The organism is Neotamlana nanhaiensis (assembly GCF_000943555.1).
Lineage (GTDB): Bacteria > Bacteroidota > Bacteroidia > Flavobacteriales > Flavobacteriaceae > Neotamlana > Neotamlana nanhaiensis.
The window spans coordinates 32,914-59,048 of sequence record NZ_JTDV01000010.1 but is presented as its reverse complement, the minus strand read 5'-3'; the positions used below and the strand labels follow the sequence as shown (position 1 = coordinate 59,048).

27 protein-coding genes are annotated in these 26,135 nt (G+C 33.6%); 11 read left to right on the top strand and 16 right to left on the bottom strand.

Annotated features, from left to right (window positions below):
- The first annotated feature begins 2 nt into the window (after window positions 1–2).
- A complete protein-coding gene (locus PK35_RS10770) occupies window positions 3–1,085 on the top strand; it encodes a glycosyltransferase (RefSeq protein ID WP_044626731.1) in 1,083 nt (360 codons plus the stop codon).
- Here the strand turns inward: PK35_RS10770 and PK35_RS10765 are convergent.
- From PK35_RS10765 to PK35_RS10750, 4 genes are read right to left on the bottom strand one after another with little or no spacing between them, the layout of a single operon-like run.
- Window positions 1,082–2,023, bottom strand: a complete 942-nt coding sequence (locus PK35_RS10765) for a glycosyltransferase family 2 protein (protein ID WP_044626730.1) — start codon at window positions 2,021–2,023, stop codon at window positions 1,082–1,084. The two genes, PK35_RS10770 and PK35_RS10765, sit on opposite strands and share 4 nt — an antisense overlap.
- A 10-nt stretch (window positions 2,024–2,033) precedes the next feature.
- Window positions 2,034–2,879 carry a glycosyltransferase family 2 protein gene (locus tag PK35_RS10760; protein ID WP_044626729.1) on the bottom strand — a complete coding sequence of 282 codons (846 nt, stop codon included), beginning with the start codon at window positions 2,877–2,879 and terminating at the stop codon, window positions 2,034–2,036.
- On the bottom strand, window positions 2,879–3,622 hold the full coding sequence (locus tag PK35_RS10755; protein WP_238320910.1) for a class I SAM-dependent methyltransferase: 744 nt from the start codon (window positions 3,620–3,622) through the stop codon (window positions 2,879–2,881). Before PK35_RS10755 ends, PK35_RS10760 begins: the two co-directional genes overlap by 1 nt.
- Entirely contained in the window at window positions 3,622–4,305 is a 684-nt protein-coding gene (locus PK35_RS10750) for a cell division ATP-binding protein FtsE (RefSeq protein ID WP_044626728.1), read from the bottom strand. The genes PK35_RS10755 and PK35_RS10750 overlap by 1 nt, the downstream gene beginning before the upstream one ends.
- Before the next feature lie 221 nt (window positions 4,306–4,526).
- On the opposite strand from PK35_RS10750, the gene PK35_RS10745 reads away from it, so the two are divergent.
- The 3 genes from PK35_RS10745 (at window position 4,527) to PK35_RS10735 (ending at window position 10,091) form a co-directional block, all read left to right on the top strand.
- Window positions 4,527–7,565 (top strand): tetratricopeptide repeat protein, encoded by a 3,039-nt coding sequence (locus PK35_RS10745; protein WP_044626727.1) that lies wholly within the window; start codon window positions 4,527–4,529, stop codon window positions 7,563–7,565.
- A 108-nt stretch (window positions 7,566–7,673) separates the two neighbouring features.
- A complete protein-coding gene (locus PK35_RS10740) occupies window positions 7,674–9,398 on the top strand; it encodes a porin family protein (RefSeq protein ID WP_044626726.1) in 1,725 nt (574 codons plus the stop codon).
- 219 nt (window positions 9,399–9,617) lie between these two features.
- Window positions 9,618–10,091, top strand: coding sequence for an ASCH domain-containing protein (locus PK35_RS10735; RefSeq protein WP_044626725.1), 474 nt, complete (start codon window positions 9,618–9,620; stop codon window positions 10,089–10,091).
- A gap of 16 nt (window positions 10,092–10,107) precedes the next feature.
- Here PK35_RS10735 and PK35_RS10730 read toward each other — a convergent pair whose 3' ends face one another.
- The 4 genes from PK35_RS10730 to PK35_RS10715 all read right to left on the bottom strand — a co-directional run bounded on the left by PK35_RS10730 (window position 10,108) and on the right by PK35_RS10715 (window position 13,552).
- Window positions 10,108–10,863, bottom strand: a complete 756-nt coding sequence (locus PK35_RS10730; RefSeq protein WP_044626724.1) for a LytR/AlgR family response regulator transcription factor — start codon at window positions 10,861–10,863, stop codon at window positions 10,108–10,110.
- Window positions 10,864–10,896: 33 nt separating this feature from the next.
- Window positions 10,897–11,238 carry a 2TM domain-containing protein gene (locus tag PK35_RS10725; RefSeq protein ID WP_044626723.1) on the bottom strand — a complete coding sequence of 114 codons (342 nt, stop codon included), beginning with the start codon at window positions 11,236–11,238 and terminating at the stop codon, window positions 10,897–10,899.
- 13 nt (window positions 11,239–11,251) lie between these two features.
- Window positions 11,252–12,598 carry a histidine kinase gene (locus PK35_RS10720; RefSeq protein WP_044626722.1) on the bottom strand — a complete coding sequence of 449 codons (1,347 nt, stop codon included), beginning with the start codon at window positions 12,596–12,598 and terminating at the stop codon, window positions 11,252–11,254.
- A 216-nt stretch (window positions 12,599–12,814) separates the two neighbouring features.
- Entirely contained in the window at window positions 12,815–13,552 is a 738-nt protein-coding gene (locus PK35_RS10715; protein WP_044626721.1) for an energy transducer TonB, read from the bottom strand.
- 207 nt (window positions 13,553–13,759) lie between these two features.
- On the opposite strand from PK35_RS10715, the gene PK35_RS17530 reads away from it, so the two are divergent.
- From PK35_RS17530 to PK35_RS10700, 3 genes are read left to right on the top strand one after another with little or no spacing between them, the layout of a single operon-like run.
- On the top strand, window positions 13,760–14,398 hold the full coding sequence (locus PK35_RS17530; protein ID WP_117624670.1) for a YdeI/OmpD-associated family protein: 639 nt from the start codon (window positions 13,760–13,762) through the stop codon (window positions 14,396–14,398).
- Between the two features lie 3 nt (window positions 14,399–14,401).
- Window positions 14,402–14,803 (top strand): DUF2721 domain-containing protein, encoded by a 402-nt coding sequence (locus PK35_RS17525; RefSeq protein ID WP_044626720.1) that lies wholly within the window; start codon window positions 14,402–14,404, stop codon window positions 14,801–14,803.
- 7 nt (window positions 14,804–14,810) lie between these two features.
- Window positions 14,811–15,179 (top strand): DUF2200 domain-containing protein, encoded by a 369-nt coding sequence (locus tag PK35_RS10700; protein ID WP_044626855.1) that lies wholly within the window; start codon window positions 14,811–14,813, stop codon window positions 15,177–15,179.
- Between the two features lie 156 nt (window positions 15,180–15,335).
- On the opposite strand, the gene PK35_RS10695 is transcribed toward PK35_RS10700, so the two are convergent.
- Window positions 15,336–16,067 (bottom strand): uracil-DNA glycosylase family protein, encoded by a 732-nt coding sequence (locus PK35_RS10695; RefSeq protein ID WP_044626719.1) that lies wholly within the window; start codon window positions 16,065–16,067, stop codon window positions 15,336–15,338.
- A gap of 56 nt (window positions 16,068–16,123) precedes the next feature.
- On the opposite strand from PK35_RS10695, the gene PK35_RS17405 reads away from it, so the two are divergent.
- A complete protein-coding gene (locus PK35_RS17405) occupies window positions 16,124–16,258 on the top strand; it encodes a 30S ribosomal protein THX (RefSeq protein ID WP_082048577.1) in 135 nt (44 codons plus the stop codon).
- A gap of 2 nt (window positions 16,259–16,260) precedes the next feature.
- Here PK35_RS17405 and yaaA read toward each other — a convergent pair whose 3' ends face one another.
- A complete protein-coding gene (yaaA, locus tag PK35_RS10690; RefSeq protein WP_044626718.1) occupies window positions 16,261–17,019 on the bottom strand; it encodes a peroxide stress protein YaaA in 759 nt (252 codons plus the stop codon).
- A 263-nt stretch (window positions 17,020–17,282) separates the two neighbouring features.
- Window positions 17,283–18,518: an ABC transporter permease gene (locus PK35_RS10685; RefSeq protein ID WP_044626717.1), complete on the bottom strand. Its 1,236-nt coding sequence runs from the start codon at window positions 18,516–18,518 to the stop codon at window positions 17,283–17,285.
- Between the two features lie 8 nt (window positions 18,519–18,526).
- Here PK35_RS10685 and PK35_RS10680 point away from each other — a divergent pair, with 8 nt between their 5' ends.
- Both PK35_RS10680 and PK35_RS10675 read left to right on the top strand, forming a co-directional pair.
- Window positions 18,527–19,780 carry an exo-beta-N-acetylmuramidase NamZ family protein gene (locus tag PK35_RS10680; protein ID WP_202903832.1) on the top strand — a complete coding sequence of 418 codons (1,254 nt, stop codon included), beginning with the start codon at window positions 18,527–18,529 and terminating at the stop codon, window positions 19,778–19,780.
- Window positions 19,773–20,867: a serine hydrolase domain-containing protein gene (locus PK35_RS10675; protein ID WP_082048576.1), complete on the top strand. Its 1,095-nt coding sequence runs from the start codon at window positions 19,773–19,775 to the stop codon at window positions 20,865–20,867. Before PK35_RS10680 ends, PK35_RS10675 begins: the two co-directional genes overlap by 8 nt.
- An 88-nt stretch (window positions 20,868–20,955) precedes the next feature.
- On the opposite strand, the gene PK35_RS10670 is transcribed toward PK35_RS10675, so the two are convergent.
- From PK35_RS10670 to PK35_RS10660, 3 genes are all read right to left on the bottom strand, one after another.
- The gene (locus PK35_RS10670) at window positions 20,956–21,816 is read right to left on the bottom strand and encodes a glycerophosphodiester phosphodiesterase family protein (RefSeq protein ID WP_238320909.1); all 861 of its coding nucleotides are present in this window, start codon (window positions 21,814–21,816) and stop codon (window positions 20,956–20,958) included.
- Complete coding sequence (locus PK35_RS10665; protein WP_044626714.1) at window positions 21,813–22,652, bottom strand: sterol desaturase family protein; 840 nt, start codon at window positions 22,650–22,652, stop codon at window positions 21,813–21,815. Before PK35_RS10665 ends, PK35_RS10670 begins: the two co-directional genes overlap by 4 nt.
- Window positions 22,653–22,738: 86 nt before the next feature.
- Window positions 22,739–23,230, bottom strand: a complete 492-nt coding sequence (locus PK35_RS10660; protein WP_044626713.1) for a YkgJ family cysteine cluster protein — start codon at window positions 23,228–23,230, stop codon at window positions 22,739–22,741.
- Between the two features lie 162 nt (window positions 23,231–23,392).
- On the opposite strand from PK35_RS10660, the gene PK35_RS10655 reads away from it, so the two are divergent.
- On the top strand, window positions 23,393–24,091 hold the full coding sequence (locus tag PK35_RS10655) for a class I SAM-dependent methyltransferase (RefSeq protein ID WP_044626712.1): 699 nt from the start codon (window positions 23,393–23,395) through the stop codon (window positions 24,089–24,091).
- Here PK35_RS10655 and PK35_RS10650 read toward each other — a convergent pair.
- Together PK35_RS10650 and PK35_RS10645 are read right to left on the bottom strand one after the other, a co-directional pair.
- Window positions 24,067–24,675, bottom strand: coding sequence for a hypothetical protein (locus PK35_RS10650; protein WP_044626711.1), 609 nt, complete (start codon window positions 24,673–24,675; stop codon window positions 24,067–24,069). The two genes, PK35_RS10655 and PK35_RS10650, sit on opposite strands and share 25 nt — an antisense overlap.
- A 272-nt stretch (window positions 24,676–24,947) precedes the next feature.
- Complete coding sequence (locus PK35_RS10645) at window positions 24,948–26,123, bottom strand: LETM1-related biofilm-associated protein (protein ID WP_044626710.1); 1,176 nt, start codon at window positions 26,121–26,123, stop codon at window positions 24,948–24,950.
- Window positions 26,124–26,135 lie beyond the last annotated feature (12 nt).

Here is a 26,135-nt window from a genome sequence, read left to right as displayed (position 1 = left end):
TTATGAAAAAAATATGCATTGTTGCAACATCTTTAGGAAAAGGAGGCGCAGAACGTTCTAGTGCGATACTCTCACAAATGCTAACTGGTTTGAGTTATGATGTGCACATAATGATAACTAAGAACGATATAGACTATAAATATGCAGGTACCTTATTTAATCTAGAAAAAGAGCTTGGTGTTAAGTTTACTAGCTTTGATAAATTTAAAACCTTGCGCCAATATTTTAAAAGAAATAAATTTGATGTTATTATTGATAACCGGACCCGACCGAGTTTTTTTAAGGAGTTTTTTTTATACAATTTCGTTTTTAAGGCAAAAAAAAGGATTGCTGTGGTACGTAGTTATGGGCTTCAAAAATATTTTCCGCAAAATAAAGTTTTGGCAAAATTGCTCTATAAAAAACCTATTGAATTGGTTGCCGTAAGTAAAGAAATAGAAAAGTCCATTAAAAAAAACTATGGATTAAAAAATGTTAAACAAATTTATAATGCAATTGATGTTAACTTGTTGGATGTTAGGTTAAATAAAGAGGTAAAAACGCCCTCCAATTTTATTTTGTGGTATGGTCGTATTGAAGAAAGTGTAAAAAACTTCACCTTGTTATTAAACGCCTATAAAAAATCAACATTACCAGATAAAAACATTAATCTCCTCATTATTGGGTTTGGTAACGATGTCCATATTTTAAAAGGATTAATAAATAACCTAAAAGTAAACAATAAAGTTAAATATGCTCCTTTTTTAAGAAACCCATTTCCTTACGTGAAGAATGCTGTTTTTACTGCTTTAACAAGTTATCACGAAGGTTTTCCAAGAGTATTAATAGAATCTTTAACTTGCGGAACACCTGTGATTTCTGTAGATTGTAAATCGGGGCCAAGTGAAATTGTAAAACATAAACACAATGGTTTATTGGTTGAAAACCATAATCCAGAGGCTTTAGCAAAAGCATTTAATAGTTTTGTTATAGATAAGCAACTTTATAAAACTTGTAAAAATAATTCTAGAAAAAGTGTTGAGAAATTTGCTGTTGAAAAAATAGCCAAAGATTGGAAAAGATTAATAGAGCAAGATATTAATTAATCGAATGCCGTTAAATAAACACGCATTTTAATTAAACTTATTTGAAGCTTTTTAAGAAGTTTTAACACCACTTTTGGAGTATTTATTAGTATTTTTTGCTTAAAGTTTAAGTTTTTAAAGTCAATTTCCTGCTTTAGTTTTTTATACAGCGGTTTATTATTGTTTATCAAGGCTCTAAGCGAAACGGCATATCTATTTATATCTAAATATAATTTTAAAGAGGTATTTGTTTTTTCAAATTCAGAGAAACTAGATATAAAATTATAGCGAATTTCGTTATAATGGCTTTCGTTTTTCGATAAACTATTACTAACGTATTGTTTGTAGCTCATAGTTATTTTAGGGTTAAAAGCTACTTGGTGCTTAAGGGCAAACCTAATCCACAAATCTAAATCTTGCGATGTTTTTAAGTGGGGTTTAAACCCTCCAATTTCAGTAAATGTATTTTTTGCAAAACATACCGATGACGTCCAAGCAACACAATTTATAATGCTCGCCTTAAAAAAATCGTTAACCAATACCCCATTTGCAGCGTATTGAAAATTAAATTTTGCAGGTCGAGACACAGCACTGTTATAAAACACACGGTAGTTGTTACAATAGAGTCCAGCTTCTGGAAAAAGTGTTATTAATTTGTGTAATTCTGTTAAATGGTTTGGTTCCCAAATATCATCGGCATCTAAAAGCGCTATGTACTTGCCTTTGGCCAGCTCAATTGATTTGTTTCTTGCGGCCGAAACACCTTGGTTTATCTCTTTTATTATTAAAATTCTTGAATCAGAGAATGCTTCAACCTGCTTTAAGCTATCATCTGTACTGCCATCATCAAAAATAATAATTTCAAAGTCTTTAAATTCTTGGTTTAAAACACTATTTAAGGTGGCTTCAATATATTTTTCCTTGTTATACAAAGGAATAATTACAGAAAAAAATGACATTCGCTTTTTGTTAATGGCGGCAAAGGTAACCTATTCTGTAAAAATCGAACAATAAAATAGAGGGATTGTTAGAATTTAAGTTGATTAGCACTAATGGTCTAACAATTTTAAAGATAAAGGAGGTTAAACCAGCTATTTTTAAAGATTTTAAAGTTAAATACACATGTAATAGTTTAACTTGTTCTGGAGAAATCTTCTTCTTCTTATAAAGTAACACTAAGTTATTTAAGGCTGTTTCCGTTTTCTTTATAAAAATTTTGGCGTTATCGTCGGCATTATGAATAACCGGATTATTAAAAAAATGTATTTTAAATTGATGTTGTTTTAAGGTGTTAAAAAACAAAACATCTTCGTAGCCATAGGTTTTTATGGTTTCATCGAAAGGATGAGATAAAAACACTTCTTTTTGTATTATAAAATTTGAAGAGCATAGAGCCTTAAATTCGCGTCGTTTCGTGTACAACCATCGTAATTTATTAGGTTTTTGGGGAGGAATTTCTAGAAATGTCATACCTCCTGATGCTATTTTGTGAACTTTTAAGTCAATATAATTTTTAATAAAACTATTACTTTTAGGTATGGTACCAGCGTCTATAAAAAGCAGCAAATCGTATTTTGCTTGTTTTGCTAAAGCGTTTCTAATGGCGCTTCTTCCTAAGTTTTTACTTAAAATAGTATAATATGTGTTTTTTAAAGCAGTTATTCGTTGGTTTTGCCTAGTAGTTTCTTTGTTTGTAGAGCAATCATCAAAAACAATTATTTCAAATGCAATATTTAAAGCGGTGGTTTGTTTGTGTAAAATATTTACAAGCTGGGTAATTTGGCAGTTGTATGTTGGAATTAATACCGAAAGCATTATTTGCTAAGTTTTAAGATGGTTTCAGGTATTGTAAACCCATAAAACTTCGAGTCTTCAATGTGATTATTAAATTGAAGTATGTTAACAGTGAAGCCAACCTTTTCTAATCTTTCTTTTAAGCCTTCAACCGAATATATTCTTACATGATCTTCTTGTCCGAAATGTTGTAATCGAGCTTCAGGTGAAACAATTGATGCATCTTCGTAAATAGCTCCTGCTTTAAAAGGTGTTTGTATAAATAGTTTTCCGTTAGGTTTTAAAACACGGTAAAGCTCTTCCATGGCTTTGTGATCCTCAACAATATGCTCTAAAATATGATAGCAAATTATGGTGTCGAAACTATTATTAGGTCTATTTATTTTTGTAATATCAAATTGGTAATCGGCTAAAAACTCATCTTCAAAATCGGTGCTAAAGTATTTTACGGAAGATTCTTTTTTTAAGATTCTATATAAGCTTCGTGATGGTGAAAAATGTAAGATAGAACCATTTATAGCATCTTCTTTATTCAAAATATGCCATAACCTACGGTTTCTTGATAAACTACCACAAAACGGGCAAAGTAAATCGTTGGTTTTTAAAGGTACAAACTGTTTTAGTTTATGCTTGCAAATATTGCATTGGTGGGTTTTGCCTTTGTGAAAAAAACCGTAAAGCGAACGAAAGAATAATTCGTTTTTAAATAAAACTTTTTTCGGAATTAAAGTTTTGGCCTTTTGTTTTATTACATGGTAAATCATTAGCTTTTTCGCTGCACGACTTCATAAACTTGGTTTTCGTCGCACTTTAATGTTTTTCTAGGATATTTTAATAGTAACGCATAGTCGTGTGTTGCCATTAAAATAGTGTTACCATTTTTGCTGAGTTCTTGTAAAACCTCCATAACTTCAATGCTGGTTTGAGGGTCTAAGTTTCCTGTGGGCTCATCGGCTAAAATTAATTCTGGATGGTTTAGTAAAGCACGAGCAATGGCAACACGTTGTTGCTCGCCTCCAGAAATTTCATGCGGAAATTTAAAGCCTTTGGTTTTCATGTCCACCTTGGTTAAAACTTCTTCAACGCGAGTGGTCATTTTGGTTTTGTCTTTCCAACCAGTTGCTTTTAAAACAAAAAGCAAATTATCATTAATGTTTCTGTCGGGTAATAATTTAAAATCTTGAAAAACAACACCTAATTTACGTCTTAAAAACGGGATTTCTTTCTCTTTTAAAGTTTTTAAGTCAAAATCTACAATGCTACCTTCGCCTTCAGTTAAAGGTAAATCGCCGTAAAGCGTTTTCATAAAACTACTTTTTCCGGAGCCTGTTTTACCAATTAAATATACAAAATCACCTTTGTTCATTTCTAAGTTAATGTTAGAAAGAACTAAGCTTCCGCCTTGAAAAATAGAGACGTCTTTTAATTGTAAAATAGGGGTAGACATGTTATAACAGTTTAAGAGTACAAGTTTAAAGTTTATAGTTTAACCTAACAAACCATATGCTTATATTTTTATTGTGTAGTGTGTTACTTTTTACTTTTAATATTCTAAAATTTATCATTTAAAATATTTAATAACTCCATTTATAATTCTAGCACGATTGTTGCGTTATACAATTTAGATTCATTTATCTTTGAATACTCAAATTAAAAAACGACTTGTAAATGATTTACAAAAACATACTTTCCCTCATGCTTGTTTTGGGTTTTGTTTTCCCAACAATGGCACAGCAATCGGCCACTTATACTAGCAACTTAGTCGATTATCAAAAAGCATTATCGCTTTATAATAATCAGCAATATTTAGCAGCGCAATCGCTGTTTTCGAGCGTTAAAAAAACGGCCGAAGAAGATATTTTACAATCCGATTGTGCTTATTATATAGCCAATTGTGCGGTGCGTTTAAATCAGCAAAATGCCGACCAATTGGTTGAGAATTTTGTAGCAGAATATCCAACAAGTACCAAGCGAAATACGGCTTATGTTGATGTAGCCGATTATTATTTCGAAAATTCTAAATATGCGTATGCCAGAAAGTGGTATGATAAAGTAAACGAAAATGCTTTAGGCCGAAGTGAAAAGGAAAAATTTTACTTTAACAATGGTTATTCGGCGTTTTCTGTGAAGCAATATAAAGATGCTAAAAAGTATTTAAATCGTGTTGAAAGCTCAAAAGAATATGGCTCACAAGCCAAATATTACATTGGTTTTATGGCTTATGAAGGCGACGATTACGATGAAGCTAACGAGTATTTCGATCAGGTAAGCGACCAAGAACGTTACAAAGAAAAACTATCGTACTACCAAGCCGATTTAAATTTTAAACTAGGAAATTTTGAAAAAGCTATTGCGTTAGCAAAAGACCGATTAGATTCTAGTGACGAAAATGAAGTATCCGAACTATCAAAAATAATAGGTGAGAGCTACTTTAATCTCGAAAATTACACTGAAGCTTTACCGTATTTAAAAGCGTACCAAGGACGACAAGGAAAGCGCGATAAAACCGCCAAGTGGAATAACACCGATTATTACCAATTGGGTTACACCTATTACAAACAAAAAGATTACGAAAATGCTATAAATGAGTTTAATAAAATTGTAGGTGGTAGTAACAGCATTGCTCAAAATGCCTATTATCATTTAGGCGAAAGTTATGTGCATCTCGATAAAAAACAAGAAGCTTTAAATGCGTTTAAAAATGCTTCAGAAATGGATTTCGATTTAAAAATTCAAGAAGATGCTTGGTTGAATTATGCTAAAATTAGTTACGAAATAGGGAATCCGTATCAATCGGCACCACAAGTTTTAGCAGCTTATTTAGATAAATACCCAGAAACAAGCTATCGCGAAGAAATTGAAACCCTGTTAATCGATTCGTACATCACATCAAAAAACTATGCCGAAGCTTTAAAGCTTTTAAAAGGAAAAAATAGTTACGATAACAAAGTAGCTTACCAAAAAGTAGCTTTTTATCGCGGTTTAGAGTTGTATAATGAAAACGATTATTTAGAAGCCGAAAATTTATTTGATGCCTCGTTAAAAGAATCGCTGGAAGCTATTTACACAGCACGAGCGACTTTTTGGAAAGCCGAAGCCGATTATAATTTATCTAATTTTGATGATGCTTTAATAGGTTTTAAACAGTTTGGCCAAATGGCAGAAGCTTCAGAAACACCAGAATTCGAGAATTTAGATTATAATTTAGCCTACACTTATTTTAAGTTAAAAAGTTATCCGCAGGCAACCACCTATTTCAATCAATTCATTAGTAATCATAAGGATGATAAGGTAAGACTTAACGATGCGTATTTAAGGTTAGGCGATGGTTATTTTGTGTCTAGCGAATACCAAAATGCAATAAATGCCTATCAAAATGCCATAAAGTTAAACGAAATAGAATCCGACTATGCCTTTTTTCAAAAAGCTTTAAGCGTTGGTTATGCGGGGCAATCTTCAAAAAAAATACATGAATTAGAAACTTTTATTGAAACATATCCAAAGTCAAAATTACGTGACGATGCCATGTACGAACTTGGTAATTCTTATGTGAAAGAAGGTCAAACTCAAAAAGCGCACACCACGTATAACAAATTAAGTGTAGCGTATAAAAACAGTTCGTTTGTGCCAAAAGCATTGTTACGACAAGGTTTAATTTATTACAACGCCAACCAAAACCAAGATGCTTTGGTGAAGTTTAAAAACGTTGCTAGTAATTATGCAGGTTCGCCCGAGGCAGTGCAAGCGGTTTCAACGGCGCGTTTAATTTATATTGATTTAGGAAAAGTTGATGAGTATGCTGCTTGGGTAAAAACCTTGGATTATGTGGAGGTTACCGACACCGATTTGGATAATACCACTTACGAAGCAGCCGAAAAACAATACGTCGATGGCAACACCGATAGAGCCATTAAACAATTCAACCAATATTTAAGTCAGTTTCCAAATGGTCTGCACGCCTTACAAGCGCAATTTTATATCGCACAGTTGTATTACAAAAAAGATTTGCTAGAAAACGCAGCGCCACATTACCAATATATTGCGGAAACATCGCAAAACGAATATACCGAAGAAGCTTTAACACGTTTATCTCAATATCATTTAGAGAAGAAAAACTGGAAAAACGCTATTCCGGTGCTACAGCGTTTGGAGGCCGAAGCTAATTTTCCTCAAAACGTGGTGTTTGCACAGTCTAATTTAATGAAAGCCAATTATCAATTAGAAAATTATAATGAGGCTGTCGCTTACGCGGAAAAAGTGTTGAACAGTTCAAAAATTGATAACAAAATAAAAAGTGATGCACATGTAATTATTGCACGTTCGGCTATAAAAACAAACAATGAAGCTAAAGCTAAAACCTCTTACGCAGAAGTTGAAAAAGTAGCCACAGGCGAAACCGCTGCTGAAGCTTTATATTACAACGCTTATTTTAAAAATAAAGAAGCAAAATATGAATCCTCAAACACGGCGGTACAAAAATTAGCAAAAGATTTTTCGGGTTATAAATATTACAGTGCCAAAGGTTTGGTGCTTATGGCTAAAAACTTTTATGCTTTAAAAGATGCATTTCAAGCCACGTATATTTTAGAAAGTGTGATCCAAAATTTTCCAGATTTCGACGATGTTATTAGCGAAGCGAGAGCCGAATTAAAGAAAATTAAAACCGAAGAAGCTAAAACAAATTCATCAATTGAAACTGAAGATTAATTTTAAGAGCAACACGCGTTTATCTTGAATTAATAGTGCAAAATATCAATCAGAATAAAATCAAAATCAATTCCACGGTTGTGGATTAAGTAAAAAAAAGCAAAACCCATGCGAAAGCACATAAAACATATTTTATTGGTAGTATTTACAATTAATGCTACGGTAGCGTTTTCTCAAAACCGACAAGGAGATACTATAAACACTGGTGTTATTGATGTTGTAAAACCATATACACCAACTATTTCTGATGCGTTTAAAGTTCGTGAAACACCAAAGCTTGACGACGAAACCACCGAAACTAAAAAAGTGGTGAAATACAATATTTTTTCTTTTCCGGTGGCATCAACATTTACACCTGCAAAAGGTAAGGCAGCTGTTGTAGAAAAGCGCGAACCTGCTAAAATTTTCGATAATTACGCCACTTTGGGCGTGGGCACATACACCACACTTCTAGGGGAAGTGTATTTAAACCATGCTTTAAACCGTAACGAAAGTGTTGGTGGTTATGTAAGTCATCATTCTTCACAAGGCGGTATTGAAGGCGTTGAGTTCGACGACCATTTTTCAAATTCAAAAGTTAATGTAAATTACAGTAGCCACATGCGCGATTACGCTTGGAATGTAGAAGGTGGTTTTCAGCATCAAGTTTACAACTGGTATGGTGTGCCCGAATCGCAAGTTTTAACCGTACAGACAAATAACCCAGCGGTCGATCATATGTTTTATAATGCGCATTTTGGTGCCGATATTTCTTTTGAAGATGCTTATATTAAATCGGCCGATTTTAAATTTCGTCGTTTCGGCGATAACCAAGGTTCGGGAGAAAATAGGTTAGTCGTAAATACAGCTTTCGATTTGCCTATAAACGATATCGAAATCTCAGCAGGTTTAACATTCGATTATCTTGGTGGTACGTTCGATAAAAATTATTTCACCACCGATGCGCTCGATTATGGGAATTTCTTCGTTGGTCTTTCGCCAACTTACGAGCTTAAACGCGACGATTTAACCTTAAATCTTGGTGTGTCAACCTATTATTTAAACGATAAAGAAACAGGGGCGAGTAAGTTTTATTTGTATCCAAATGTAACAGCAACTTATCGTTTGGTAAACGATGTTTTAATTGTTTATGGTGGTGTTCAAGGCGATTTAAACCAAAATTCATACTATGGTTTTGCGGCCGAAAACCCGTTTGTGTCGCCAACTTTAAATATTGCACCAACCGATAATCTTTACAAAGCTTTCATTGGTTTAAAAGGTAAGTTATCGAGTAATATGAGTTATAGTATAAGTGGTCATTACAATGCCGATAAAAACAAAGCTTTGTTTATAACCAATGCTATAAAAGATGTATCGGCTACCGAGGCTTACGAGTACGGGAATTCCTTCGGAATTGTTTACGATAACGTCGATACCTTTGGAGTAGCTGGCGAAATAAATGTGGATGTTAGTCGTAATTTTAAGTTAGGTTTAAAAGCCGAATATTTTGCTTACGATGCCAAAACACAGCCAGAAGCTTGGAATTTACCAGACATAAAAGGGTCGTTGTTTTTCGATTATCAAATCAACCAAAATTGGTTTGCAGGAGCAAATTTATTTTATGTAGGCGAGCGAAAAGATTTAATTGTAATGGAAAGTTCTCCAACTACACAAACTTTAACTCTAGATAGCTTTTTCGATGCCAACGCACACGTAGGTTACCATATAAACGATAAATTTTCGGTGTATGCTAGAGGAAATAATTTAGCAAACAACAGTTACCAGAAATGGCAAAATTTCCCGGTTCAGGGCATTCAGTTTTTGGCAGGTGCCACCTATAAATTCGATTTTTAAATTACTGCCAGAGCAAAAAGTTTAAATTCTAAGATACTTGTTGTCTCCCTGAATTTATTTCAGGGTTTCAAAGGTATTTCCGTAAAAAAAACTTAATTATTTGAGCGTTACCCACAAGGGGTCAGGCTTTCCGTTACAAGTCCTCGGTCGTGCCTCCCTGTGGGCTTTCCACTGCAATCCTTAACGCAAACTTTGTATAAATTATAGTATTTTGTGCACATGAAAACGTTTAATAACGCATCGGTACAAACGCTTTGGAATAACTTTGTAAAAGCGAATCCAGAGCATAAAAATTATAATCGCCCCGAAGCTTGGTATTTCTGCGATAACCAAACCGATGCCGATACTTGCGTAAGTTTGGTTGTGCAAGGTGTTAAACAAGCCACATCAACATCGTTGTGGTGGTTTAAAACCTATGGTTATGCGTTTCCAAATGTTGGCGATTTAAATATAGTAACTAATTGGAATGGTGAGGCCAAGGCCATAATTAAAACCATAAAAATCGAGCACGTACCTTACAATAAAATATCGGCTAATTACGCTAAACTTGAGGGCGAAGGCGATAAATCGTTAGCCTATTGGCAAAAGGTGCATTGGGCGTATTATACCAGAGAAATGGCAGTTAAAGGCGATCAACCGTCACAAAATATGATTATTATTTGCGAGCAATTTAAAACTATTTTTACCATTTAAGTCAGACATTAAATAATTATTCCAACCAAGCTTTAAAATCTTTTACACGTTCGCGAGCCACTATAACATCTTGTTCGTTGTATGTTTTAAGCTTTATTTGCAAACGCGAATTGGTGTAGCTTACCATATCTTTTATGGCGTTAATATTCACAAAAAATTTACGGTTAATTCTAAAAAAGGTTTGTGGTTCTAGTTCGTTTTCTAAATGTTCTAATGTGGTATCAAGTAAATAGTTTCGGCCTTCCGTGGTGTGTAAATAAGTGCCTTTATTTTCACTAAAAAAGCATTCAATATCATCAACCGAAATAAGTTTTAAATGCTGACCAACCTTTACCGAAAAGCGTTTTTTGTACTCACGATCTATGGGGTTTACCAAAAGTTTCTTTATATCGTTAAAATCTAAAGTAACGGCTTGTTGTTGTGGTTGGCGTTCTTGGTATTTTTTTACAGCCGTTGCTAAATCGTCTTCATCAATAGGTTTTAATAAATAATCGATGCTATTAAGTTTAAACGCTTGTAGCGCATACTCATCGTAGGCTGTGGTAAAAATTACAGGCGATTTAATAGCAATTGTTTCAAATATTTCGAACGATAAGCCATCACTTAGCTGGATATCTAAAAAAATTAAATCAGGATGTGTATTGTTGCTAAACCAAGCTAAAGATTCTTCAACCGAATGCAAAAGAATATCGGTTTTAATATTTAGTTTTTCTAGCATACGTTGTAAACGACGTGCCGAAGGTTTTTCATCTTCTATAATAATAACATTCATAATTTTGATTGGTTAGTGTTGTTAATTAATTTGTTATTCCCATTCCGATTTATCTTTTTCCATAAACTCGCGAATTTTACGTTCTTCCCAGTCTTTTCCAAATAAAAACGTAACGCCAAAAACACCTAAAAAGTGAAAAAGTAAACCAATGCCCCAAAACAAAGGTGTTGCCCAGGTACCAAAGTGCCACAAACTGCCACCATTAACAACAATGGTAATTATTATAAAGGCATTTACTACTATAAAAACGGCTAAATGCCAATAAAAGCCTACTATTTTTTTTACTTTTTCTTTAGCTCGTAGGTAAGCTTCTTCTTTTAAAAAAGCTTTGTTTTTAAAGTCGTCGTTGTAAGGTTGTATATCTTTATTTTCCATGATTTTTTAGTTTTTAATTCCAACGTTTTTTATTTTCTTCTTCGCGAATAAATTGTTCAATTTTACGTTTTTCCCAGTTGCGACCAAAGGCACCATTATTAACAAATACTTTAAAGCCTTGTAAAACCAGACCAACGCCCCAGCCTAACATAGGAAACCAGAACCATTTTACGCCCCAATAGGTGTTGTAGTTAATGTAAATTAAAAAAGGAATTACTACAAAATAGCTTATTAAACTATAATAAAAGCCTTTAAGTTCGTTTACGTAGTCGCGTGCACGCACGTAGCTATCGCTAAAATTTGATTTTGAATGCATAGGTTTCATAACTGATAATTGTTTGGTTAGCATTGGTATTGCAACTGCAAAACGGTTTGCTTCTTGATTAATGAATACGTTTTTATGTGTTAAAAGTTGGTAGCGTTGTTTAATATTACTTAAGCCAACACCGCTACTTTTTTTCACGATTTGTTTAGGTTGTAAATTGTTTTCTACCACTAAATTGCCTTGTTGTTCATATATGCTTATATGTAAAGGTTTGTTGCTTGTAACCATATTGTGTTTTACGGCATTTTCTAAAAGTAGTTGTAGCGATAATGGCACCACTTTACTATCGGGGTTACTTGCTTTTTCGGGCATGTTGAATACAATACTGTCTTCAAAACGCATTTTTAAAAGCGACATATAGGTTTTAGCGAATTGCAGTTCTTCATCAACCGTAACTAATTCTTTGTTTTTTTGCTCTAAAACATAACGGTAAACTTTTGATAACGAGGTGGTAAATTTTTGTGCGCTTTCTGGGTTTTCTTCAATTAAACTAGTTAACACATTTAAACTGTTAAATAAAAAATGCGGATCTAATTGGTTTTTTAAAGCATCAAATTTAGCACTCGCGGTACCTGCAATTACTTTTTGTTCTTTTATGCGGTTTTGTTGGTATTTATTGTAAAAGTAAATTACATGAAATACGGCAACAATGGTTAAGGTAATCCATAAACCAAACTTGTAATAAGCAAACTTTTCGTTTGTAATAAACTCGTTAAATGTTTGGTGATACATTAATAGAGCGGTTAAAGCTCGTAAAATAAATAACCCAATTATGGTTAAAATTGTGGCTCCAATTACGCCAATAATTATGCGTTTAACAGAGTCTGTTTTTTTCCAGTTTTTACGACTTAAAAAATCGAAAAACAACATATTTGAATACCCTAAAACAAAAGCGTACAATTGGTAAAAGGCGAAGCTTATAATGGCTTCGTTTACCGTTTCGAAATTAAAACCACCGGATAATAAGGTGCCAATTACAAAAACGATACAGCCTAAAATAAAAGTGATTAATATGTTTTTTCCAGATTTTGACATGGTGTAATGTTTTATAAACTTTTTTAAAATTAATAAATAAAGTGCTTAATTAATTACACTGCAAATATCTTGATGAAGTATTGGTTTTTAAAAAGTGAATAACCGAATTGTTATTTTTTTATTCTGAAATGTAAAAGTGATAGTTTTATAACAAAAAAGAGGCCAGATAGAAAACATATTCATATCCGGCCTCTCATGAAACAAAATCACCCCATTTTAATGTGTTGCAGCATATTTAAAGTAAATAGGCACTGCGTATTGTACTGTTACAGGTTTGCCACGTTGTTTTCCGGGCTCCATTTTGGGCATTATGCTTATAATACGTTCGGCTTCTTTTTCAAGTAATTTATCTGGGCCTCTAGAGCGTATTTTGGTAGTTTTACCTTGTGAATCGATAACAAAAACAACCGATACACGCCCTTGGATACCTAGTTGTAAAGCAACATCGGGGTAATTAAAGTTCTTTACAACATGCTCTTGTACTTTTTGTTGAAAACAAGCTTTAGTTTTTTCTTTGCTTAATCCTTCGCAACCAGGAAAAACGGGTACTTCTTCAATTACGGCAAAGGCAACTTCCACATCTTCTTCAACTTCTTCAACCACCACTTCATCAACGCCAATAGCAACAAAATCTTCAATGGCATCATCTTGCCCTGTTTCTGTGCTCTCAATAACTGTTTCTTCTATATCAACAATATCATCCTCAATGACTTCAATTATTTGGGGGACTTTGGCAGGCGGTGGAGGAGGAGCCGGCGTATTCATTTTAACAATAGGAATATCATCCTCAATTTTATAATTAACATCTAGAACTTCCATAACAAAGTCGTCTTTCTGGTAAGTTCTGTGTTCAAGCGCTCTCCAAGACAGTAATAACATTAAATTAAGCCCAATGGCAAAATATATACTGCTATGTCGTCCTATTTCTAGTTCTGGGTTCTTTTTAGGTTTCATGACTTAAATAATTTAATACAGTAAAATTATTGGAATTGAAGCCTATATGGAATGATATTTATCATGTAAACTCTCGAATAAATTGCTTAAAATATCTGTAATGTTCAATTCTTAATTTATTACGACTTTTTGCAGTCGTGCGAGAATTATCTATTTGATATTGCTTTTAATAGAGTTATATTGTTGAACTAATTCTAAATTAGAATAATGAATACATCGGTTGAAAATTATTTTATTGAGGGATGTGGTCGATGTCCGCTTGGGGCGACACCCGATTGTAAAATACACACATGGCAAAGGGAACTCCAATTGTTAAGGCACATTGTTTTGCAATGTGGCCTCACCGAAACCTGTAAATGGGGCGTGCCTTGTTATACCTTTAATGGTAAAAATGTTTTAAATATAACTGCGTTAAAAAATTATTGTGCTATCGGTTTTTTTAAAGGTGCTTTACTCGCCGATGAAAAACAACTTTTAGAGAAGCCAGGAGAAAACTCTCAAGCTGTACGATTATTTAAGTTTACTAATTTAGATGATATTAAATCGATTGAAGCTGATATAAAAGCCTATATTTTTGAAGCTATTGAAGCAGAAAAGGCAGGCTTACAAATTGAATTTAAAAAGAATCCCGAACCCATTCCTGAAGAATTAGAAGCAAAATTTGAAGATGATCCCTATTTTAAATCGGCTTTCAAAAGTTTAACACCTGGTAGGCAGCGTGGGTATATTCTTTATTTTTCGCAACCCAAACAAGCTAAAACCAGAACTGCACGAATAGAAAAGTGTACACCTCTAATTTTAAGCGGCATAGGTTTACATGATAAATACAAACAAACCAAAAAATAAGTTATGGAACAACTTACCTTAACAACACCAGCTTTACTATTTTCAGCTATTTCGTTAATTATGCTGGCCTATACCAATAGGTTTTTGGCATACGCATCGGTAATTAGAAGTTTGCACGATAAGTATAAAAAAGAAAAAGATTCCGTTTTAATGGTGCAAATTAAAAATATTAAAACCCGTTTATATTTAACGCGCTATATGCAAATTTTTGGCATTAGCAGTTTGTTGTTGTGCGTGTTAACTATGTTTTTAATTTATATTGAACAGCAAAACGTTGCGGTTTGGGTGTTTGGTATGGCTTTATTGTTGTTAATAGTTTCATTGGCTTTATTGGTTGTTGAAATTCAAATATCGGTAAAAGCCTTAGAACACCATATTAGTGATATTGAAAACACAACTAAATAATAAAATTATGGCAACAACACCAGAACACGACGCACGTATTGCGAGCATGACATTTTCTTCGGTTTACCCACATTATGTGACTAAAGTTGAAAAAAAGGGTAGAACGGTTGAAGAGTTACACCAAGTAATTGAGTGGCTTACAGGTTTTAATGAGGCCAAATTACAAGAGTTAATTAACGAAAAAGTAACCTTTGAAACCTTTTTTAAACAAGCCAAAATTAATGCTAACGCGTATTTAATTACAGGTGTTATTTGCGGTTATAGAATTGAAGATATTGAAACCGAGTTAACCAAACAAACTCGATATCTAGATAAACTTGTTGACGAATTAGCCAAAGGCCGTAAAATGGAAAAGATTTTACGAGAACCTAAATAAATTAGAGTTCGAGATAAAACTAAAAATAGAGTAACTAAAAGTTTAATAGATTATTTGCTTGTCATCTTGAGCGCAGTCGAAAGAATTTTAATTACGTTTTTTAAGGCTTAGTTCAACCTATTAAAAGGTTTCGAATTTAATTTAAATAAGCTTTGCTCAAAAAAACTCGCGATACTGCATAACCCGAAAAGCAAACGTATTAAAATCGGGGTTTTTAGCTTTTAATTGTCGGTATAGCGGGATTTTACTGATTGAAATATTGGCTGCACCAGAACTAGATGTTAACGATACGGTTTTGATAACTCGTGATTTTTGATGAGATTCCTCGGCTGTGTTAGTAATGATAGTTTCTTTTTGTGCAGATTGCTTCGCTTCAGTCGCAATGACAGGTAGCGAAAATTGGTGAATTCTTGGTGTTTCGTTGTTGACTAATTCAAGTTTTAAACCATGTTCTTTAAGATGCTTTCTAAAGAAATACTCTGGACCATTTTTACTGTTTCCACCTGTAAAAAGTAAGGTGTTTATATTAGGATTTTGTTTTAAATGGCCAATAATATTGCGTAGTTTAATGTTCGTCATACCCAAATCGGAAGCATCAATTTTTTCGCGTTCGCAACTTGCTACAATATCACAAACCCCAATTTTATGTGTTATTAAAAAATCTTTGCGCTGTTGTACGGCTTCTGTAGAGTTGTCGTATCGTAAGTTTAGATTATGAATTTTATCAATGTACAGCCAAAGTGAATTGTAGTAGCTGCCATAGCAAAAATCGACATCTTTTTCTAAAAGTTCTCCCATTGAAAATCGCGGAGGTGGCAAAGTGCCCACAATGAGTTTTTCTGTATCAGGCTGAATAAAAGGATCGTATGGATGCTTATGCTTAAACACGTATAAAATTTGACTTGCGTTGTTATTTTTTGTACTTTATAAAGAAACAACTTTTAATGGGAAAAGGCGATAAAAAAACAAAACGAGGAAAAATACACCGAGGTACTTTTGGCAATAGAAGACCACGAATTAAAAAAAGACCGTCTATTGAGAAAAAAATAAGCGTTGGTCACAAAGCCACACCTAAATAATACTACCTAATAAATACTAAATCGTTTGGTTTAGACATACTTTCGCTAAAACCGTAGCCTTCGTAATTAAATCCTTTTAAATCATCAATAGTTTTTGCGTTTGTATCTACAATATAACGTGCCATGAGTCCGCGAGCTTCTTTAGCAAAAAACGAAATAACTTTGTATTCGCCATTTTTTAAATCTTTAAAATTGGCAGTTATCACAGGTACTTTTAATGCTTTTGTATCAACAGCTTTAAAATACTCGTTACTAGCCAGGTTTAAAAATAGCTCGTCGTCTTCAAGTTCGTTATTTAATGCTTTTGTAATGTCTTTTTTCCAGAATTCATAAAGGTTCTTTTTTACTCCAACAGGCATTTTTGTGCCCATTTCTAAGCGATACGGTTGTATTAAATCGGTTGGTTTTAAAATGCCGTATAATCCTGATAGAATACGAACGGTGTTTTTAAACGTGTCTATTTTGTCAGTAGGAATGGTGTAAGCATCTAAACCTTTATAAACATCGCCATTAAAAGCATAGGCAGCAGGTCGTGCATTGTCTTCTGTAAAAGGAAGTTCCCAACTTTGATTACGCTCGTAATTTAATTGCCCTAAAGCATCGGAAATGCTCATGAGTTTCGATAAACTTTTGGCCGATTTCTTTTTTAAAAGTTTGTTTAAGCGTTCGGCTTGTTTTAAAAATTGTGCTTCGGTGTGTGTGTTTATTGGTAATTCACTTTCAAAATCTAATGACTTAGCAGGCGATAATACGAGTTTCATATGGTTTCTTTTTTTCTGAAGTCAAATTTACGATTAGTATTGAAATTTTTATTCGGATTTTGAAATCTATTTTAAATACTGAAATAAACAAAATTTATTTATAGGTATTGATTTGATAATTTTTATTTATTGATTTTGCTTTCTGAAAATGTAAAGATACTTTGGAGTTCGCCAGCACGTTAGGGATTGAACGGCATGTTTGAGCTCTCACGCTTGAGCGTGAAGCGAGTAGTGAAAGCCCGCCCCTTAGGGAACGCCCAAATTTAGGTAAACCTTATGGCTTTTACCGGCGATATTTTTGTGATGATGTACGACGGTACCAAAAGCATAATTAAACACAACACGAGCGTGCCAACATTTAACGCTAAAATGTAACCAAAACTGATGTAAACGGGTGCTTCGGTAACGTAATATACACTTGGATCGAGCGGAAAAAGTTTTAAATATTTTTGGGCAAATAGCAGTGCTAAACCGATGAGATTGCCCCAAAACAAACCTAACAAAATTAAATAGGATGCGTTGTAGATAAATAGTTTACGAATGCTCCAATTGTTGCTTCCTAGGGCTTTTAAAATGCCTATCATTTGGGTGCGCTCTAGAATTAAAACGAGTAGCGCGGTGATCATGTTAATGCCCGCCACTAGTATCATGATGCCTATAATGCCGTTTATATTTTTTATGAATATGGTAAACCACTCGAAAATGCTAGCATATTTATCGGTAACGGTGATGGTGTTGAATGTTGATGGCGTGTTTTGATGTATTTCGATGCCTTTTTCTTGAATCTGGGAAAAATCGTCGATAAACACTTCAAAATTTCCAATTTGGTCGCTTTCCCATTGGTTTAAGCGTTGAATGTGACGTAAATTACCTATTAAATACTGTTTGTCAAGGTCTTGAAACCCTGAATTGTAAATACCCGTAACTTTACATTTTAGGTAATTAGGAAGTTTTTCGGGATCGTTTTTTGCAAAAACCATTTGAAATTCGTCGCCTACTTTAAAGCCTAATCGGTTGGCTAAATACTGCGATATTAAAACTTCTTCGCTCCATTTTTTTTCTAAACTGGGCAGTTGGCCGTCAATTAAAAATTCTTTAAAATATTGCCAGTCGTAATCTTGCCCAACACCTTTGTAAACGACACCTTCAAAATCGGTTTCGGTACGAATTACGCCAAACTTTGCGGCAACACCTTGAACGTGCGAAACGCCATCGACCGATTTAAAATCTGGATAAAATTCTTGATTGATTGATATAGGAAAAACGCTTTCCTGCGAGTTATTACTATCGTAATTCGTTATAGTGGCATGCCCGTTAAAAGCAACCACTTTATCGCGTATTTTTTGTTGCAGCCCAATACCGGTTGCAATGGCAATCATCATCACCACAATGCCTATGGCTATGGCAGCAATACCAATTTTTATTATTGGTGCCGAAACACTACTTTTATACGCTTTACTACCAATTAAGCGTTTAGCTATAAAATACTCGTAATTCAAAATATATGATGCCGTTTAAAGTTATCAAAAATACAGTTTTATTATTTGTTTTGGTCATGATTTCGTGTGCAAACTTGTCGAAATCGGAGGACAAAACCTCGAAAACCGAAACAGTTTTAAAAAATGAACCACAGGATCAAGTTACCCAAAACACCAATATTGTTGTTGGAGCCAACAGAACCGAACGCTATTTACCTTTATTAAACGGTAAACGCGTTGGTGTTGTTGCCAACCAAACGAGTGTTGTTTTTAAAGCTGAAGAAGGAAGCTACACGCATTTGGTAGATTCGTTAGTGGCATTACAAATTGATTTAAAAAAAGTATTTGCGCCAGAACATGGGTTTCGTGGTAAAGCGGATGCTGGCGAGGTGGTTAAAGATGGTATTGATACCAAAACAGGCTTACCAATTGTGTCGCTTTACGGGAGCAATAAAAAGCCAAAACCAGATCAATTGAAGGATTTAGATCTAGTTATTTTCGACATTCAAGATGTTGGCGCACGTTTTTACACCTATATTTCTACCTTGCATTATGTTATGGAAGCTTGCGCGGAAGCTAAAATTCCTGTTATTATTTTTGATAGACCAAATCCGAATGGTCATTACATAGACGGCCCTATTTTAGAAATAGAAAACCAGAGTTTTGTAGGTATGCACCCAATTCCTATTGTGCATGGTATGACAATTGGCGAGTATGCAAAAATGATTAACGGTGAAAAATGGCTGAAAAATGCCGTTACATGTGAGTTAACTGTAATTTCTATGGAACATTACAACCACAATAAAACGTATAGTTTACCCATAAAACCAAGTCCGAATTTACCTAACGACCAAGCCATAAACTTGTACCCAAGTTTATGCTTTTTTGAAGGCACCAATGTAAGTGCTGGTCGAGGTACAGAAACACAATTTCAAATATTTGGTAGTCCGTTTTTAAATACTAACGTGTTTAAATTCAGTTTTACGCCGCAACCTAATGAAGGCGCGAAATACCCGAAGTATCAAAATGAATTATGCCACGGCAGTGATTTAACCAAGTACAAAACATTAAACACCTTAAACTTATCGTGGTTAATTGATGCTTACCAAAACACCTCCGATAAAGCTAAATTTTTCAATAACTTTTTTGTAAAACTGTCGGGTACTAAAACGTTGCAAAAGCAAATTGAATCGGGTTTAAGTGAAACTGAAATAAAAGCCACATGGCAAACCGGTTTAAAAAAATTCAAAAAGACTAGAGCGCAGTATTTAATTTATGAATAGAAAATTAATGAGAAAACCTGCTTTTAATGCGCTTTTAGGTTTGTTCATTGTTGCGCTATCTTGTAAAAGTACGGTTAGTACAACTCAGGTAAAACCTAAAACGCCTCAAGAAAGTGTTGCACGGTTTATGGTTACAGAACAGGTTCCTGGAATGGCCATTTCGGTATCGAAACATGGAAAACTGATTTGGTCTGAAGGTTTTGGATACGCCGATATTACAAACAAGATTAAGGTGTCGCCAGATTCTACATTGTTTCGTATTGCTAGTATTTCTAAATCGATTTCTGCCGTTAGTTTAGCAACTTTGGTAGATGCAAAAAAGATACATTTAGATTCCAGTTTGTATCTGTATTTGCCCAACTACCCTAAAAAAGCATACGACTTTACGCTAAGACAAGTTGGCGGACATACAGCCGGCATAAGGCATTACAGAGGCAGAGAGTTTTTATTGAACAAAAAACTTAGTATCTCGGAAGGCATTTCGATTTTTAAAAATGATAGACTTCTTTTTGAGCCGCAAACAAAATTTAAGTACAGTACTTACGGATGGAATTTGTTGAGTGAAGTGATACAAACAGTTGCTAAAATACCATTTGGAACCTACACCGCAAAAACCATTTTCGAGCCTTTAAAAATGGAACACACGCTGTTAGATTATTGCGATTCGATAATCCCGAATAGAACTACATTTTATATGAAAAGAAAAAGTGGTGGTGTTTATCAAGGAAAAACGGTTTGCAATGAATTTAAAGCTGCTGGTGGCGGATTTTTATCAACCTCGGAAGACTTAGTGAAGTTTGGAAACGAAATGATTCATCCGAAGATTATTTCACCTGAAGTTTTAAAGGAATTGGTAACACCACAAATTCTTACCACAGGAAAAAGCACGCATTATGGCGTTGGATTCTTTTCGTACAACACCAAAAACAATTCACCTAAATACAGTCATTCTGGTGGCGGTGTTGGTGCTTCAACCTTATTACTCATTTATCCCGAAGAGGACGTCGTAATTGCCATTGTTAGTAATTTAAGTAATGTTCCTATTAGTAAGTTAGGAAGTGAATTGGAAGCTTTTTTTGTGGATTAAACGGCATTTGTGTTGCCTCGGATTCACGAATGTTTTTAAGAAAAAATTGATTGGGTTTCGCCTGCGTTCACCCTGACCAATAGGTTTCTTACTCTAAAATATTAATTAGTCTATCGGGATAGTCAGTAATAATGCCATCAACTCGGTAATCAATCATTTTTTCGAGGTCTTTGGATTTGTTAACCGTCCAAGGTATTACTTTGAAATTGTCTGTTTGTAAAGCTTCAACTGTATGCTTGTTTAAGAGTTTAAAATACGGACTTACAATTTCGGGTTTGTAACTTAACTGTTTCAGTTTCTCGTTTATGTTTTCATCTTCATCAACTAAAATAGCGACTTTCATTTTGGGAGATTGCCGTTTAATTTCTTCAAGAATACGCAAATCGAAACTTTGCAAATTACTTTCCGCGAAAGCGTTATTTTCTTCAATTACGTTTAAAACTAAGGCAACAAATTCTTTAGGTTTAGGCGTAAAAACACTATCGTATTTGGGTTTGGCTTTTATTTCAATATTGAATTTTATGTTGGGATTTAACTGTTTTGCGAGTTTAAAAACTTCATCAAGCGAAGGTTTGTAGGCTTTCAATTTTTCTTGCTCTGGAAATCTTGGGTGTTTTTTTAATCCGCAATCGTATTGTTTAATACTATCAAAAGTCATCTGATATAAGTTATATTTCATATCATCTTCCTTCGGGATTTTATGTCCTTCAGCATCTAAACAAATGGTTCTACTCAAAAATGGTTCGTGTGAAACTACCACAATTTTATCGGCACTTACTGCCACGTCGAGTTCTAAAGTGTGCACCCCAAGGGCGATGGCTTTTTTAAATGCCGGTAGGGTGTTTTCTGGCATTAATCCACGGCAACCACGATGCCCTTGAATATCGGTATTATTGTAATTACAACTCATTAAAATTAAAGCTAAGCTTGTACAAATTAATAGTTTCAAGTTTCCTTTGGTTTTATTGTTGGGCGTTTATATTTTTGAAATGGTTGTTTTAATAAACTCGATATTTTACTGTTCTCTTTTTCATCTGGAAATACATCTACACCATAAATTATATTATCGCGGTCTAGCTCCATGTAAGTTCCTAAAAGCCTGTCCCAAACCGAAAAAATGTTGCCATAATTAGAGTCGGTGTAAGGTAAAACATAATGATGATGTACTTTATGCATATCGGGCGAAACGAGTAGGTAGCTCATTATTTTGTCTATTTTTTTCGGTAGTTTAATATTAGCATGTGTGAATTGCGTAGCAACCACCGAAAGTGATTGATACATCATTACAATAGCGATTGGCGCACCAATTATTAAAACGCCTAAAAGTGTGAAAATAAATCGAATAACGCTCTCTATGGGGTGGTGTCTGTTAGCGGTGGTGGTGTCTACTTTGTGGTCGGAGTGGTGTACTAAATGCACCATCCAAAGTGGCGGGATTTTATGTTCCACGAAGTGCGGTAAGTATGCGCCAAAAAAATCCATTAAAAAAATACCTAAAATACCATAAATCCAAATGTTAAGTTCGGGTAACCAATTTAAAATGCCAAAATTATTTGCCATTACCCAATCGGATGATTTTAATAATAAAAAGGCTAAAACTAAATTAACAAGTATGGTTGTAAAGGTGAAAAATATATTTGGCACCGCATGTTTCCATTTTTTATAATTGAAATTAAAAAGCGGTATGGCACCTTCTAGTAACCAAAAGAAGGTTAAACCACCAACAATAATGATACTGCGATGCAACGACGGAATGGTTTCAAAGTAATTAATTAAGGTTTCCATTTTAGCATAGTTTAAATGCTAAATTTACCTATTTTTTGCCAATTTTTTGTTTAAGTATGTTAAGGTTCGTATAAAAAAACGGTATCTTATTTTATTTGTTGTTTCATAGCTTCAACAATGTTATAAGCAGCAGGACAAATCGCAACATTTTTAAGTGTTAAGTTGGCTATTTGTTGGAATTTTTTCCTGTCGGTATGCGGAAATTCTCGGCAGGCCTTAGGGCGTACATCGTAAATTAAACAGTAATTATCGGCATCTAAAAAGGTACAAGGCACGCTTTGCAGTACATAATCGTTTTCCTCATCAATGCGCAAATATTGGTCTATAAATTGCTGCGGTTTTAACCTAAAATGTTTCGCAATACGCTCAATATCTTTATCGGTAAACAACGGCCCTGTGGTTTTACAGCAATTGGCACATTGTAGGCAATCGGTGCGCTCAAATTCATCTTCATGTAATTCTTGCATCACATAATCTAAATTTTTTGGCGGCTTTTTTTTAAGCTTAGCAAAGAACTTTTTGTTTTCGTTATGCTTATCTTTGGCGAGCTTTGGAAGGTTATTTATGATGTCTTGCATGATACAAAAATACTGTTTTTCGTCATTACGAAGACTATTCAAAAATCAAAATATATTTTGATTGAAAATACCCAAACGAAGTTTGTGACTGAAGTAATCTTCAAAATTGAAACACTAAATTAACAGATTGCCACGACTAAAAAAGTCTCGCAATGACAGCCTATGAAAGATATTTTCGGAAAAGCCTTAATCGATTACCAAAACGGAAATTACACTGAAGACATTATAACATCAACAAGTATTTCTGATGAAGATGAATTGCCGCTTCCTTATTTGTTTAGAAGTTTTTCTGAAATGCCTAAACTTGAACAACAGGCTTTAAAAAAATGCCAAGGAACCATATTAGATGTTGGTTGCGGCGCCGGAAGCCATAGTTTATACCTTCAAAAAAAAGGGTTTGCTGTGAAAGCTATCGACGTTTCGGAAGGTGCTATAACTGTGACTAAACAACGCGGTGTTAAACAAGCTGAAGTTTTAAATGTTTTGAATGAAACCAAAACCTTTGACACCATTTTATTACTAATGAATGGCACCGGAATTTTTCAAGAGCTCACCCAAGTATCAAAATATTTAACGCATTTAAAAAGTTTATTGAAGCCTAACGGACAAATTTTAATCGATTCATCCGATATTAAATATATGTATTTAGATGACGACGGCGGTTATTGGCAAGATATGAATGCGAGCTACTACGGCGAACTTGATTATTTTTTAAGTTACAAAGGCGAAAAAGAAGTACCTATGAAATGGTTGTATCTCGATTTTGACACCTTAAAATTAGCCTGCGAAACGGTTGGCTTAAAGTGTGAATTGATTGGTGAAGGTGAACATTATGATTATTTGGCGCAGTTAGAATTGTAAAAAGTTACTATTTCCTCTAAATCATTTCTTCTATACTTTTTGTTTTCAAGTTTTGAAACTAAATTCGGACAATCCTTAAAATATTCTGAAGCACGGTTTTTAAAAGATTTAAGTTCAATATAGTTAAAAGGAATCACAGCTTCACCTTCTTTAGCAATTAATGACTCCTCATAAATTTTATTTTGACCATAAACAGTTCTTTTAAAAAGTTTAACCTTTCCGTCAATTACAATTTCAGCAAAACCCAAAATTTTCTTTTTTTTAGTTATTTCTTTAATTACTGGTACAAAAACCGCTTTCCTTTTTATCCTTCTTCCTTTAATTTTTTCACTTACTTCAAAAACGATTTTTTCAACTTCTTCAGGACTAAACTTTGTACTTGTTCGCTGTTTGATTTCAAAATTTACAAAACGTAACTTCTCCTTTGAGCTAAACAATTCTTTGGCATTAAGCATAGCTAATCTAGCATGACCATCAAATATTTCATTATTCATTAAATGAACTGTTGCTTTTGTCCAATCATTGTATTGAGCATTTACATAAAGGCTGAGAAGTAGGAAAGTTAAGGTAATTTTTATCTTCATAATAAAGCATTTAATTAAAATCCCAAATTACAATTTTGTTAGAAGAAAAAGCAAGACTTATAATTTAATAATGTTCAATAAATTTAAAATTAAACGGACAATCTCTAGAACTTGTTCTGTTCCAATATTATGAACTATTAAATTTAGTCTTCCGTTTTTGGATTTATTTTTGACAATAATACCAATATGTGTAATTCCACGTTCCCACTTTTAACTTTTTTTTATGGCAGATTTAGCAGTAAAACAAAAAAAAGTAAAAGACGCATAAATTTTTAATCTTCTTCAACCCGATTTTCATCAAAGGCCGATGGCAATAGTTTAGGTATAAATTTTATAACTAAAGGCAGTAAAATAGCGCCACCAGGAAGCATAAAAATAGCTAAGCTTGGGATGCTTTTAAAAATATCGAATAACTGCTCTTGTACTTTTTTTTGTTCTTCTTTAGTTAAATCGCGCACTGTAGATTGTGTGAGTAAAACCATTAGCTCTTTGCTATCTAACAGTTCTTTATACAAACGTTTTTTGTTTCTAGATATAAGTTTGGTAACCATTTTACTAGAATTATCATAAAAGCTTTGTACAATATTTTTGGAGCTTAATAAGGCAATATTGTCCTTGTTTTCGGTATAAAATGAGTTTATGGTTATTATTGAAGATTTTAAAACCGATTTTTCTACATTTAAATCACGCGCCAGTGTAATTAAAAATTTTTGCTCTTGTATGTCAATAACTTTATCAGTCCAAGTGGCCATACACGCTAAATCTAATAAATATTGTTTTTCAAGTGGCGATTTAATATTTAAAATGGCTTTATTATAATCGTTGGTATCACTATCAAAATAGCGTAACGAAGACTCAAAAAGTTTAATTAAACTCTCGTCGTATTGGTTTTTTTCGGCTTTAGAGTTTAGTACATTTAATGATATAGCAGCAATAGACTCTTCAATTTTAATTAAATAATCAACCGAAATTTTTTCATTTTCCAAATAACGTTTATAACCTAAAACATCAACAAATAAAAGCGCATTAACAATAAAGTATTTAAAGTTTTTGGTAACAATATTGTTGTCTATTTGTACACGCTTATGAAAGATTTTTTCTAGCTGTTCGGTTGTTTTTTTCTCACCTAGTAAAGCTTTAAAAAATGTTGTTTTCGTTTCATTTACGCTGTTGTAAAAATTAATAACACTTTCGGTAAAATTGGTTGAGGTTTCAGCTTTATTGTGAATATAAAGTAGGGCCAAACACAGGTTTATTTTACAGATTTCTTCTTCGGTAAAATCGCTTTTTTCAAAAACCTTTTCAATAACATGTAGGTTGCTTCCATATATAAATCCGCAAGCCCTAAGGTTCTTGTAAAGCGCATCTTCATCTAACAAAAAAACAGGATGATTACTATCGCAGTTTTTAAGTAGTTTTTTTATCCAACCAGAAGCCGAAGGGTTCATATTGTAGTAATA

What these genes read in the sequence shown, in the direction of transcription:
- PK35_RS17405 (WP_082048577.1), top strand. Translation starts at nt 16,124, where the DNA reads ATGGGAAAAGGCGATAAAAAAACAAAACGAGGAAAAATACACCGAGGT.
- PK35_RS10665 (WP_044626714.1), bottom strand. Translation starts at nt 22,652, where the DNA reads ATGGAAACCTTAATTAATTACTTTGAAACCATTCCGTCGTTGCATCGC.
- yaaA (WP_044626718.1), bottom strand. Translation starts at nt 17,019, where the DNA reads ATGAAACTCGTATTATCGCCTGCTAAGTCATTAGATTTTGAAAGTGAA.
- PK35_RS10655 (WP_044626712.1), top strand. Translation starts at nt 23,393, where the DNA reads ATGAAAGATATTTTCGGAAAAGCCTTAATCGATTACCAAAACGGAAAT.
- PK35_RS10725 (WP_044626723.1), bottom strand. Translation starts at nt 11,238, where the DNA reads ATGGAAAATAAAGATATACAACCTTACAACGACGACTTTAAAAACAAA.
- PK35_RS10745 (WP_044626727.1), top strand. Translation starts at nt 4,527, where the DNA reads ATGATTTACAAAAACATACTTTCCCTCATGCTTGTTTTGGGTTTTGTT.
- PK35_RS10735 (WP_044626725.1), top strand. Translation starts at nt 9,618, where the DNA reads ATGAAAACGTTTAATAACGCATCGGTACAAACGCTTTGGAATAACTTT.
- PK35_RS10750 (WP_044626728.1), bottom strand. Translation starts at nt 4,305, where the DNA reads ATGTCTACCCCTATTTTACAATTAAAAGACGTCTCTATTTTTCAAGGC.
- PK35_RS10755 (WP_238320910.1), bottom strand. Translation starts at nt 3,622, where the DNA reads ATGATTTACCATGTAATAAAACAAAAGGCCAAAACTTTAATTCCGAAA.
- PK35_RS10715 (WP_044626721.1), bottom strand. Translation starts at nt 13,552, where the DNA reads ATGAAACCTAAAAAGAACCCAGAACTAGAAATAGGACGACATAGCAGT.
- PK35_RS10765 (WP_044626730.1), bottom strand. Translation starts at nt 2,023, where the DNA reads ATGTCATTTTTTTCTGTAATTATTCCTTTGTATAACAAGGAAAAATAT.
- PK35_RS10730 (WP_044626724.1), bottom strand. Translation starts at nt 10,863, where the DNA reads ATGAATGTTATTATTATAGAAGATGAAAAACCTTCGGCACGTCGTTTA.
- PK35_RS10760 (WP_044626729.1), bottom strand. Translation starts at nt 2,879, where the DNA reads ATGCTTTCGGTATTAATTCCAACATACAACTGCCAAATTACCCAGCTT.
- PK35_RS10650 (WP_044626711.1), bottom strand. Translation starts at nt 24,675, where the DNA reads ATGAAGATAAAAATTACCTTAACTTTCCTACTTCTCAGCCTTTATGTA.
- PK35_RS17525 (WP_044626720.1), top strand. Translation starts at nt 14,402, where the DNA reads ATGGAACAACTTACCTTAACAACACCAGCTTTACTATTTTCAGCTATT.
- PK35_RS10660 (WP_044626713.1), bottom strand. Translation starts at nt 23,230, where the DNA reads ATGCAAGACATCATAAATAACCTTCCAAAGCTCGCCAAAGATAAGCAT.
- PK35_RS17530 (WP_117624670.1), top strand. Translation starts at nt 13,760, where the DNA reads ATGAATACATCGGTTGAAAATTATTTTATTGAGGGATGTGGTCGATGT.
- PK35_RS10675 (WP_082048576.1), top strand. Translation starts at nt 19,773, where the DNA reads ATGAATAGAAAATTAATGAGAAAACCTGCTTTTAATGCGCTTTTAGGT.
- PK35_RS10645 (WP_044626710.1), bottom strand. Translation starts at nt 26,123, where the DNA reads ATGAACCCTTCGGCTTCTGGTTGGATAAAAAAACTACTTAAAAACTGC.
- PK35_RS10720 (WP_044626722.1), bottom strand. Translation starts at nt 12,598, where the DNA reads ATGTCAAAATCTGGAAAAAACATATTAATCACTTTTATTTTAGGCTGT.
- PK35_RS10770 (WP_044626731.1), top strand. Translation starts at nt 3, where the DNA reads ATGAAAAAAATATGCATTGTTGCAACATCTTTAGGAAAAGGAGGCGCA.
- PK35_RS10700 (WP_044626855.1), top strand. Translation starts at nt 14,811, where the DNA reads ATGGCAACAACACCAGAACACGACGCACGTATTGCGAGCATGACATTT.
- PK35_RS10680 (WP_202903832.1), top strand. Translation starts at nt 18,527, where the DNA reads ATGCCGTTTAAAGTTATCAAAAATACAGTTTTATTATTTGTTTTGGTC.
- PK35_RS10740 (WP_044626726.1), top strand. Translation starts at nt 7,674, where the DNA reads ATGCGAAAGCACATAAAACATATTTTATTGGTAGTATTTACAATTAAT.